General features: G+C 66.1%; 11 protein-coding genes. 1 reads left to right on the top strand and 10 read right to left on the bottom strand.

Annotation, left to right across the window (positions count from 1 at the left end):
• Nucleotides 1-82 precede the first annotated feature (82 nt).
• The 9 genes from C1876_RS06455 to C1876_RS06495 all read right to left on the bottom strand — a co-directional run bounded on the left by C1876_RS06455 (nucleotide 83) and on the right by C1876_RS06495 (nucleotide 8,317).
• Nucleotides 83-286 (bottom strand): cold-shock protein, encoded by a 204-nt coding sequence (locus C1876_RS06455; protein ID WP_015760322.1) that lies wholly within the window; start codon nucleotides 284-286, stop codon nucleotides 83-85.
• A 174-nt stretch (nucleotides 287-460) separates the two neighbouring features.
• Nucleotides 461-952, bottom strand: coding sequence for a hypothetical protein (locus C1876_RS06460; protein WP_114545895.1), 492 nt, complete (start codon nucleotides 950-952; stop codon nucleotides 461-463).
• 7 nt (nucleotides 953-959) lie between these two features.
• Nucleotides 960-2,651 carry an FAD-dependent oxidoreductase gene (locus C1876_RS06465; protein ID WP_114545896.1) on the bottom strand — a complete coding sequence of 564 codons (1,692 nt, stop codon included), beginning with the start codon at nucleotides 2,649-2,651 and terminating at the stop codon, nucleotides 960-962.
• Nucleotides 2,652-2,828: 177 nt separating this feature from the next.
• Nucleotides 2,829-4,313, bottom strand: coding sequence for a helix-turn-helix transcriptional regulator (locus tag C1876_RS06470; RefSeq protein WP_114545897.1), 1,485 nt, complete (start codon nucleotides 4,311-4,313; stop codon nucleotides 2,829-2,831).
• Between the two features lie 100 nt (nucleotides 4,314-4,413).
• Entirely contained in the window at nucleotides 4,414-4,950 is a 537-nt protein-coding gene (locus C1876_RS06475; protein WP_114545898.1) for a hypothetical protein, read from the bottom strand.
• Nucleotides 4,951-5,026: 76 nt separating this feature from the next.
• On the bottom strand, nucleotides 5,027-6,112 hold the full coding sequence (gene ruvB, locus C1876_RS06480) for a Holliday junction branch migration DNA helicase RuvB (protein ID WP_114545899.1): 1,086 nt from the start codon (nucleotides 6,110-6,112) through the stop codon (nucleotides 5,027-5,029).
• 6 nt (nucleotides 6,113-6,118) lie between these two features.
• Nucleotides 6,119-6,721, bottom strand: coding sequence for a Holliday junction branch migration protein RuvA (ruvA, locus tag C1876_RS06485; protein WP_114545900.1), 603 nt, complete (start codon nucleotides 6,719-6,721; stop codon nucleotides 6,119-6,121).
• Nucleotides 6,718-7,248 (bottom strand): crossover junction endodeoxyribonuclease RuvC, encoded by a 531-nt coding sequence (gene ruvC, locus C1876_RS06490; RefSeq protein WP_114545901.1) that lies wholly within the window; start codon nucleotides 7,246-7,248, stop codon nucleotides 6,718-6,720. Before ruvC ends, ruvA begins: the two co-directional genes overlap by 4 nt.
• A 115-nt stretch (nucleotides 7,249-7,363) precedes the next feature.
• A complete protein-coding gene (locus tag C1876_RS06495) occupies nucleotides 7,364-8,317 on the bottom strand; it encodes a helix-turn-helix domain-containing protein (protein WP_114545902.1) in 954 nt (317 codons plus the stop codon).
• A 260-nt stretch (nucleotides 8,318-8,577) separates the two neighbouring features.
• Here C1876_RS06495 and C1876_RS06500 point away from each other — a divergent pair, with 260 nt between their 5' ends.
• The gene (locus C1876_RS06500; RefSeq protein ID WP_114545903.1) at nucleotides 8,578-10,410 is read left to right on the top strand and encodes an amidohydrolase; all 1,833 of its coding nucleotides are present in this window, start codon (nucleotides 8,578-8,580) and stop codon (nucleotides 10,408-10,410) included.
• 157 nt (nucleotides 10,411-10,567) lie between these two features.
• On the opposite strand, the gene C1876_RS06505 is transcribed toward C1876_RS06500, so the two are convergent.
• Entirely contained in the window at nucleotides 10,568-11,008 is a 441-nt protein-coding gene (locus C1876_RS06505) for an RNHCP domain-containing protein (protein WP_114545904.1), read from the bottom strand.
• Between the last annotated feature and the right edge of the window lie 280 nt (nucleotides 11,009-11,288).

The raw sequence follows: 11,288 nt of genomic DNA on the forward strand, positions 1-11,288 counted from the left end.
TTTTCGGAGCGAAGACGAGGTCGCGCACAAAAAACGACCCCGCTTTCGCGGGGTCGTCTCAGCATTCTATATGTTAGTCTGCTTAAGCTTTGGTCACGTTGCTCGCCTGGAGCTTGCCGTTCTGGCCAGTCGTGACGTCGAACTGCACAGCAGATCCTTCGTCAAGCGTCTTGAAGCCGTCCATCTTGATTTCAGAGAAATGCACGAAGAGATCTTCGCCATCCTTCTGAGAGATGAAGCCGTAGCCCTTTTCCGGGTTGAACCACTTAACAGTACCTTCCGCCATTTTAAATCCTCTTTCCTCTCCCCGTCCCCGAGGAGGTAACACTGTGTGCTGCATGGCCGCAGCACTCGCCCTCACCTCGAGGGCACATGCTTACTATACGCCATGCGGCCCCGAAAAGGCTCGAGATTCTCTTTTTCGTGGTTATTTTACCGATCCGTTGCATAAGGGTTTGGTTCAGGACTCCATCGCGCGCTCGCACCGCGCCAGCGTTTCCGCGTAGTCCCGCTGATACGCGGCGACGTCCGCCTCGAGCGCCGCGCGATCGGCGGCGCTGAGGCAGGCGGCGCGCGCATCGCCCACCGTGCGAAACGGGCCGCGTTCAAGCGCTTCGCGCAAGGCCCTATCAGCGTTCTGACAAGGCCCGATACGAAATCCTCGCCAGGATGCCGCCTGCAGCACGGCGCGGCGCGCCTCGTCGGCGGCACCCCGATCCCGCGCCCCGGCTTCCGTCGCGCCCGCGGCGCTCACGCGGGCAAGCGCGTCCTCGGCTGCGCGGAGACGCTCTTCGGCGTCGGCCAACAACGAGGCGTGCGTTTCGCGCTCGTTGGCAAGCCGTGCGATACGCTCGGCCGCGTGTGCTTGGGCAAGGCGCGCGCCCTGCTTCTGCATGGCGGGCAGCCGGTCGAGCAATTCCTCCAAATGGGCGAAGGCGGCATCCGTATCCATGGTCGCGTTACGCCTTCACCTGATCATACACGCCGGCCAACTGCTCGCCCAGGCACTTGCCCTCAACGAGGCAGCGACCGTGGCTGTTGCCCTGCACGTTGATGGGATAGTCGTAGGCGTAGATGTCGCCCGCGCAGTTGCCGATGGCGTAGAGGCCGGGCACCGGCTCGTCGGCATCGTTGAGCACCTCGAAGTCGTCCGAGATATGCACGCCGCCGCACACGCCCAACAGGCCGGGCGCCACCATGCACGCCGTGAAGGGGCCTTCCTTGATGGGGTACAGGAAGTGGCTCTCCTTGTAGAAGTCCACGTCCTCGCCCGCCTCGCAGCGCTTGTTGTACTGCTCTACCGACGCGAGGAAGGCATCCTTGTCCACGTCGAGCATGTCCGCAAGCTCCTCGAGCGTGTCGGCGCGCTTGTAGTAGGCCGGCGTTTTCTCCAGCCCGTTCTCCACCGTCTGCGTGTGGGCGTCGACCGCCGTCTGGTAATCGGTGCCGAAGGCGCGGAAGCTGTCCCAGAACATGCCGCCGCCGTACTGCAGGCTGTCGAGCAGGTCGGTTTGCCAGTTGGCGTCGAAGATGGACCACGCGTGATCGGCGCCGCCGTTCACCATGACGCCGACGCACTTGCCCTGCACCCAGGTGGCTTCGTTCATGAAGCGCTTGCCCTCGGGGTTCACGAACAGGAAGGGCCCGTGGAACGCGGCTGCGGCCTGCGGGTGCATCATGGTCGGCCACGGGGCGGCTTGAAACGCACCGCCGGCCCAGGCGGCCATGTTGTGGCCGTCGCCCACGTTGCCCTGGTCGGAGCACAGGCGCGTCATCACCTTGAAGGCGATGGGCGCGAACTCCTCGAGGTACTCGTCGTTGTAGCTCACATCGCCCGTGGCCAGCACCACGCCCTTGCTGGCGTTGTACTGCACGTACTCGCCGTCCTTGTTCTCGCAGATGGCGCCTGTCACTTTGCCAGCGTCGTCCTGCACGAGCTGCACGGCCGGCATCTCGTAGACGAATTCCGCGCCGTTCTTGAGCGCTTCGGACTCGAACAGGTACTCCACGAAGTCGGCCATGGTGTGCTGCTCGAAGATTTCGCCGCCCATGATCATGTGGTAGCAGTCGATCTCGGGATGCACGGTGCTGCGCGAGCCCACGGTGACCATGCACTGCGCGCCGTTGCTCTCGGCGAGGTCGAGGAACCAGTTCATGCAGCGCTCGGACTCGCGGAACCACTTCGCCACGAGCGACTCGCGGCAACGGTTGCCGCAGGTGGACACCCAGCGTTCCATCTCGATGGACTTGTCGAAGCTGATGCCCAGCTTGTCCAGCTCGCGCGAGCCGATGGCGCCCGTGCCGCCCACGCCGTGGCCGTTGAGCATGGCATCCTTCTCCACGAGGATCACCTTCGCGCCGTTCTCGGCCGCGCTGAGCGCGCAGCACGTGCCGGAGTAGCCGCCGCCGATGACGAGCACCTCGGTGTCAACCGTCTCCTTGATCCGGTCGGCCGCGATGGGTTCGGGCTTAACCTCCCACGTGTGCTTGCCGGTTTCGGACGCGGCGCTCGACGAGCCGGCGCCTGCGCCGTCGGACGATGCGGTGGCCTGCGGGCTGCAGCCCATCACGCCGAGCGCCGCCACGCCCGCCGCGCTCAACGCGGCTCCCTTGAGCAGGTTACGACGCGAGATTCCCTTTGCTTCGCTCATATGCTTCCCTCCTGATTCGGTGGTGCTTCCCTCCTGCGGTCGATCGATCCGCAGCGTGGGCGCAGCATAGTCGCAGGAAGGGCGGGGGCGCATCCCACAGTTCGTGTTGTTTGGCGTTGCGCCTGGTAAGGCAATGGAAATCCCCCACTTTATGGGGTGGCGCGGCAGGCGCGGGGTTCACTCGAAGAGGTCGATGAGTTCCTGGCGGGAATGGACGGCGGCCTTGCGGTAGATGCTCTTCATGTGGTCGCGCGTGGTGTTCTCGGAAATGTACAGCTTGCGCGCGATGGCGGGCACGTTGTTGCCCCGCAGCACGAGGGCCACCACCTCGCGCTCGCGCTTGCTGAACGGGTCGGCCAAGCCGAGCGCGTCGATGCGCGCGTCGAGCAGCGCGGCGGGGTCGAGGTCGGGTGCGGACGACGGTGCGGGTGCGGGTGCGGACGTGGACGCAGGTGCGGGGGCCGGGGACGGCGCTGCGGGGGCCGGCGCTGCAACCGCGGCCGCAGCCGCGGCACCCGGGCGGCGGAACGACACGAGGAACAGCACGAGCGACAGCGCGTACACGCACAGGAACAGCACGTTCACCGCCAGGGCGAAGTCGTAGGCGATGATGGGGTTGAGCTGCCTGCCCAGCACGTCGCCGGCGAACATGGCCGCGAGCGTCGGGCCCACGCACAGCGCGTACACCTGCACCGCCGGCGCATTGCGCTCGCTCGAGTACACCGCGCACGTCACGATGAGCAGCAGGTTGAGAATCTCGAAGCCGAACAGCAGCATGCCCACCACAAGCGGAGCGAACTGCACGCCCAGAAGCGACGGAAGCATGAACACGCCCGCCACGAGCGGAAACAGCACCTGGTACACGCGCAGCACCTCGAATCCGCGCTCCGAGAACAGCTCGATGAGCAGCACGGCCGCCGCGCCCAGCGCCAGCCCGCCGATGCCCGCCGCCGACGATGCATCGGCCGACACCGAGAACAGCCCGGCCACGAGCTGCCACACGAACCCGATGGCGCACGTGCAGAACACCGGCTTCCACAGATCCTTGACCGTTGCCGCCGCGAGGGCGCCCGTCATGCGCGGCGCAGGATCGCTCACGATGATCTCGGACAAGCTCAGGCGCAGGGACACGGCGGCCGCGATCGGCAGCACGACGACGGTGCACACCGCCTGCGCCGGGGCGGGCAACGCGCTCAGCACCACGCTCAGGATGACGGACAACACCGCCGACAAGGGGATGTAGATGGCGGTGCGCGACGCACCCTCGGACGCGAAGAACTGCTGCCACGACACGTAGAAGAACCCGGCCGCACCGCCGAGGAGCACGCCGGCCGCACCGGCGCCGTACAGGGTGGGTGCGCCGATGAAGAACACGATGCGGAACACGAGCGCACCGGCGGCCAGCACCGCCCCCGCGATCAGCGCGTAGCGCGGCGAGAAGACGGGCGCGCGCCGTTCCACGAACGCGGCCGCCACGACCGCAACGATGACGCATGCCTGCTGGCACACGCCGTACAGGTCGAAGGCCGCAGCACCCGCTGCGGCGCTTGCGACGGCGGCGGGAACGGACAGGCCTCCGAACATGATGGCCCACACGAAGGCGAAGCCCACGTGGTACCACCGCAGCGAACGCAGCAGCGTTTTGGCTTTTGCACCGGACAACGAAGCACCCTCCCCTGATCACGACCCGTTCAACAATACCGCAAAACGCCGCATTCGTACATCGGAAGAGGAGGATGAACCCGCACGCGCAACACGACGGCTAGCGTTCGTCCCGCGCGCTGTCGAGGTTGTCGAGGTTGTCGAGACTGTCGAGCGGCGTCTCGATGACGGCCGTGGGAATGATGGGCTCGGTGCCGTAGCCCAGCACGTCCATGGTGGACTCGGCATCGCGGGCGAGTTCGGCATCGGCCTCGTCGAGCAACAGCGCCAGCTCCTCGGGCGTGTCGGGCAGCTCGAGATCGTACGCTTCGGCCAGCGCGCGGGCCTGGTCGGCGCGGACGTCGGCGAGGGCGTCGTCCCCCGCTTCGCGCAGATAGCCGGATGCCAGCAGCAGGCTGCGCGCGATGTACTCGGTGACGCGCGGGTCGACGCCCGACACCTGCATGACGCTTGCGATGGACTCGGGCGACAGCGACAGCAGCGTGGCTCCGTCGATATCGGTGGCATCCCCCACCGCCTGCTCGAGCATGTGCGCCGCATCGCGCGGGTCGCGATCCTCCACCGCGCGCGTCCAGCTGCGGCGGATAGCCTCCGCGAACTGCAGCAGGATACGCATGAGATAGTCCTGTTCGAGCATGGCAGATCCTTTCAAACTTCACAGGTCGGCCAACGCCAGCGAGAGGCGTCGGAGCGTCGGCACGCTCCGTCGTCCGCTAGGACGTCGGAACCTTGATTCCCAGATGGTCGTACGCGCGCTCGGTGCAGATGCGGCCCTTCGGCGTGCGCACGAGCAGGCCCTGCTGCATGAGGTAGGGCTCGTACACGTCCTCAACCGTGTCGGTGTCCTCCGACAGCGCCGAGGCCAGCGTGGTCAAGCCCACCGGCCGCCCGCCGAACTGCACGGCCAACAGCTCGAGGATGCGATTGTCGATGGCGTCGAGCCCGAGGGCGTCCACCTCGAAGAAGCTGAGCGCCTGAGCGGCCACGTCTTCGTCGATGGTGCCGTCGCCGCGCACCTGCGCCCAGTCGCGCACGCGCTTGAGCAGCCGGTTCGCCAAACGCGGGGTGCCGCGGCTGCGCCGGGCGATCTCGAGCGCGCCGTCCTCCTCGATGGCGACGTCCAGGATGGACGCCGAGCGCCGCACGATGGAGGCAAGCTCGTCGGGCGAGTAATACTGTAGGCGAAACGCGATGCCGAAGCGATCGCGCAGCGGACCTGTCAGCAAACCGGTACGCGTCGTAGCGCCCACGAGCGTGAAGCGCGGTAGGTCGAGGCGGATGGAGCGCGCCGCCGGGCCCTTGCCCACCACGATGTCGAGCGCGAAGTCCTCGAGCGCGGGATACAGCACCTCTTCCACCATACGGTTGAGGCGGTGAATCTCGTCGATGAACAGCACGTCGCCTTCCTCGAGGTTCGTGAGGATGGCCGCGAGGTCGCCCGTGCGCTCGATGGCCGGGCCGCTCGTCGTCTTGATGTTCGCGCCCAGCTCGTTGGCCACGACGGTGGCGAGCGTCGTCTTGCCGAGACCCGGAGGCCCCGAGAACAGGATGTGGTCCACCACGTCGCCGCGTGCCTGCGCGGCCTCGATGAGGATGGCGAGGGATTCTTTGATCTTCGTCTGGCCCAGGTAGTCGCCCAGGCGCTTCGGCCGCAGGCTGCGGTCGAGCGCGAGGTCGTCCTCGGTGAGCGTGGGCGCCACAGCGCGCGAGCGCGCGTCGATCGGCGACGCATCGTCCCCCGCCCCGCACGAGCCCGCCTGAAACACGAGCCCCTCTATTTCAATGCCGTTGTCAGCCATAGCCGCCTATCTTGCCGAGCTCGATCCCAATCGCTTCAACGCATATTGTAGCAGCACGCTTTCGGCCGCACCCTCGGGGGCTCCCTTGAGGGCGACGTCGGCCTCCTCGGAGGTGAAGCCCATGGACAAGAGCGCCTCGCGCGTGCCCTGCAGGTTCGCCGCCGATGCCACCACGGGCGCGGCCTCGTCGAACAGGCTTGCGAGCCCCTCGTCGAACGACCCTTTGAGCTCAAGGATGATGCGCGACGCCGTCTTCTTTCCCACGCCGGGAATACGCTGCACAGCCGCCACGTCCTGCGCCTGCACGGCCGCGACGAGCGCGGCGGGCGAGAACGCCGACAGCGCGGCGAGCGCCACCTTCGGCCCGACGCCGCCCACGCCGATCAAGCGCTCGAACAGGGCCTTCTCCTCCAGCGTGAGGAAGCCGAACAGCGACAGCCCGTCGTCGCGCACCTGCAGAAACGTGTGCACCTCCACGGCGGCGCCGGCCTCGGGCAGCTTCGACAACCCCGCTTGCGACATGTGCACGGCATAGCCGATGCCGCGCACTTCGATATAGGCGATGGCCGTGGTCTTCGCGGCCAGCACCCCTTTGAGAAACGCGATCATAGCCGGTCCTTTCCGAAGCACGCCGCATCGGCGCGGCGGGCGAAACCTTCGTGCGTCGTATAGCAGATGGCGGCCGCCAGCGCATCGGCGGCGTGGTCGGGCCGCGGGATGTCCTCGAGAGCCAAAAGCTGGCGCACCATGTACTGCACCTGGTCTTTCTCGGCCGAGCCCGTACCCACCACCGCCAGCTTGATCTGGCTTGGGGAGAACTCGAGCACCTCGAGGTCGCGCTCGGCGCACGCCACGAGGGCCGCGCCGCGCGCCTGGCCCGTGGCGAACGCGCTCTGCACGTTCACGCCGAACCACACGGTTTCGATGCCCACGCACACGGGACGGAAGCGCGCGATGACCGCGGCCATCTGCTCGTGGATCTTGCGCAGGCGCTGCGCGAGCGGCAGGTCCTTCGCCGTGGACACGCAGCCGTACGCCGTGCACGCGAGACGCGGGCCACACTGCTCCACGATGCCCCAGCCCGTGTTGGCCAAGCCGGGGTCGATGCCCAAAATGGTTCGTTCGGTGCGTGCCATCGGTTCCTTTTCCATCGTTGTCGCGAGCATGATACGTTGCAAACGTTTGTTCGTTCCCATCCTATCACAAAGCCCGCCCCTCAACCGAGGAAAGGTCCGCTTTTTCACACCCTCGTCAGAGGTCCGCTTCCTCGCGTTCGCGCCCCGCGCGGCGATGCGGCACGTGGTCGAGGGAATCAGACAGCTCCTGTTCCAGGAAGGACGCCAGGTCGGAGCGGCCCTTGATACCCAATTTCGCATAGATGTTGTGCGCGTGGGTTTTCACCGTGCCCACCGAGATGAAAGCCTGCGACCCGATCTGCTGGTTGCTCATGCCCGCCGCCAGCATCTCGAGCATCTCCTCCTCGCGTTTCGTCAGATCGTAGCGCTTCGCAACGAGGGGCACGGCCGACGGCGCCGACGCCTCGCGTCGACACCGCGCGTACGCATGCAGGTACAGGCACGCGAACACGAGGTTGCAGCCGCCCGACAGCTCCACGAACACGTTGCGCGGGCTTTCCCACCCCGCCGCGAACGAACCCACCGACCAGGCGAGATAGCCCACCGAGCAGCATGCGAACGACACGACGAGCGCCTTGATGGCGCGCGGGCTCAGCACGCGGGCCGCCTCGTGCCCTTCGCGCAGCCCCTTGATGCCGATGCCCATGATGTAGAGCTGCAACACGCCGATGCACAGGTTCTCGGCGAATTCCTCCACCGGCGCCTGCGCAAGCGAGCCCGCCACTGCCAGATACGTGCAGCACAGGATCCACAGCGCGCCTTCGCGCAGTTCGGGCGGGCGATCGAAGATGAAGCCGGCGATGAGTCGGAACGTGAGCAGGATAGCCAGATGCAGGTACCCGTAGACGAAGGGCGACGAGCCCGGCGCGGCGCTGAACGTCGCTCGGAACTCGGGAACGAAATCGAACAGGTACATCAACACGATGTCGAGCGTGCACAGGCCGAACAGGATGGCGAGCCACAGATGAAGGGTGCTCCTACGGTGCACGTACAGCGCGGCGAACGCCACGCACAGGGCCATGTTCGCCATGGTCATAGCCATATCGTAGAAAAACAGCACGTAGATCACGACACCGCCCCCTTCGGTTGCCCGACCGATTATACCATGCCGTCTCGCCCGCCCCCGCGTATACGCGGACGCCTCTGGCAACGGCGCAACGCCCCCATCTGCGCATTCTCCCGAGGATAGAGAAAAATACACCCCGTTTCGCGGCGGATCGATCCCGGCGTTGATTGCTCGGGTCGCACCCCGTCCGTATGGTTCGAGCATGGGCCGCCGCGCAGCCGCCGGTCGGCCGGATGGAGGTATGAGGGAAGGAAGGCATCGCCATGAAGCACAGCGAGAATCAGGGAATGGGAGCCGCCGCGCCGCTGAAGCTGACGCGCCGATCGTTCGTCGCCGGAGCATCGGTGCTCGCGACAGGAGCGCTGTTGGGAGGGCCGCTCGGATGCAGTGCGCCCGCGCAGGACGCGGCGGACGCCGGCACACCGCCGGTCGAGCAGGCGGCCGATCTCGTGTTCACGAACGGCCACATCCAAACGCTCGTCAGTGAGAACGACACGGCCGAAGCCGTCGCCGTAGCAGGGGGCTCCATCGTGTACGTGGGCGACGCCGCGGGCGCCGACGCGTACACGGGCGCCGACACGAAGGTGATGGATCTCAAGGGCGCGTTTCTCTGCCCGGGCTTCATGGACGGCCACCTGCACGGGCCGCAGCCGTACTACGAGCAGATGTTCCAGATCTCCATCCCCGACGGCACGGCGGACAACGACGAGTACCTGCGCATCATCCGCGCATTCGTGGAGCAACACCCCGACGACGAGGTGTATTACGGCGGGCCTTTCATGCAGAACGCCTACCTGCAGCCCGACGGCTCGAACCCTGGGCCGCAGAAGGAGGACCTCGACGCCATCTGCGCCGACAAGCCCGTCATGATCCGCGACGTGTCGCACCACTCCTACTGGGTGAACAGCAAGGCGCTCGAGATAGCCGGCATCACCGCCGACACCCCCGACCCCGACGGCGGCTCCATCGTGCGCAACGAGGCCGGCGAGCCGAGCGGTCTGCTCACCGATGCCGCGAAGAACCTCGTGGCGAAGAAGATCGAGGTGCCCTACTCCGTCGAGAACATGGCGAAGGCCTACGAAGCGTTCCAGGACTACTGCCACGAGCTGGGCATCACGGGCCTCACGAACATCAACCTGTCGGGCATCGAGCTCATCCACGCCGAGGCGCTCCACAACATGGACGCGAGGGGCGACCTGCACCTGCGTCAGCGCTTCCTCGTATGGGGGCAACCGGGCATGGGATACGAAGGCATCAAGGAGAAGCTCGACGCCGTGGCCGGCTACGAATCGGACATGTTCCAAACCGGCACGGTGAAAATCGTGTACGACGGCGTGACCGAGGGCGCAACCGCCGTCATGCTCGAGCCGTACCTGCCGGCCGCCGGCAAAGGCGAGGGATGGACCGCCACGAGCGACTGGTCCATCGAGGAGTTCAACCGCGTGGTGGCCGACCTCGACAAAAACGGGTACCAGGTGCACACGCACGCCATCGGCGACGGGGCGGTGCACGCCTCCCTCGATGCCTACGAGCAGGCCGCCAGCGCGAACGGCAAGCGCGACGCCCGCCACACCATGGTGCACGTGTGCGCCATCACGCCCGAGGACATCTTGCGCGCTGCCGACCTCGACGTGGTGTGCGACCTGCAGTTCCTCTGGATGTACAACGACCCGCTGTGCCATTTGGAAACCGCCTTCATCGGGCAGGAGCGCGCCTTCGCCATGTACCCGGCCAAGAACATGCTCGAGGCGGGCTGCATCCTGAGCGGCGGCAGCGACGGCGCGGTGACCGCCTACGACCCGCTGCTCGAAATCGAGGTGGGCATCACGCGCAACAGCCCCTTCCCCGGCGAGGAGGACGAGGACTTCTACCGCTGGCCCGAGCAGGGGCTCACGGCCTATCAGATGCTCGAGATGTACACGAAGAACGTCGCGTACGAGAACTACATGGAGGACATCGTCGGCACCGTCGAGGTGGGAAAGAAGGCCGATTTCGTCGTGCTCGACCAGAACATCCTCGACATCGACCCGAAGAACATCTCCGAGACGAAGGTGGTGTACACGGTTTCCAACGGCGACATCGTGTACGAAGCGTAAGGGGCACGAAGCAGAGCGTCGCCCCCGCCGACTCCCCCTCCCCCTATTGGGTCGCGAAGAAGCCGTGCGGACCCGAAAGCGCCACCCGCAACGCAATAGGGGGAGCAACAGGAAGCGCACCCCGTGGGGTGCGCTTCCTCGTTGGTGCAGCGTACGGCTAGCGTTTGCCGTAGGCGCCCATGGTGCCGTCGCCGCCCATGAGCTTCGTCAGCTCTTCGATGTGATCGAGGGGAAACGGCGGCTCCGTGAGCGGCTTGAGCGCGATGGACATGAGCTTCATGGGATTGTCATCGGCCGCGACGCGGTTCGAGCTGAGATGCCCGCAGCGTCGGCACCGGTGAATGACGGCCCACTCCCCTCCCTTGCGCACCCAAACGCCCACCGGGTCCATGATGCCGCCGCAGTCGGAAGCGCGGTCGCCCGGATCGTCGTCGACATGCAGGCTGCACAGGCAGTTCGGACAATGGTTGCGATGATCGCTGCCCGCGCCGGCCGCCACGATGGGGCGGTCGCACTCCTTGCAGATGAAACTGTCGTCGCACGCATGGGTGCGGTAATAGCCTTTTTGGTACTGCTTTCTTTTGTTCTCACGGTTCATGAGATCGACCTTCCTGGACAAGCGGATTACATGCTCAGGTCCGGGAGGTCCCGTCTCGAAGATTATCGAGCGCAAGCCTCCCGGCTGCCGACAATCTCCATCGTGGTTCCATATGACACGAAGCGCTCCTTTATACGTTGACACCCGCCCATTCGGTTGAGCGGCACGGGGGAATTGTAGCATAAGGCGGAAGGGGGGGGTGCCCCGGTCCCCCCTCCCCCCTATTGCGTCGCGAAGAAGCCATGCGGACCCGAAAGCGCCGCCCGCGACGCAATAAGAG

It is taken from the genome of Eggerthella sinensis (assembly GCF_003339815.1).
In the GTDB taxonomy this organism is placed as follows: domain Bacteria; phylum Actinomycetota; class Coriobacteriia; order Coriobacteriales; family Eggerthellaceae; genus Eggerthella; species Eggerthella sinensis.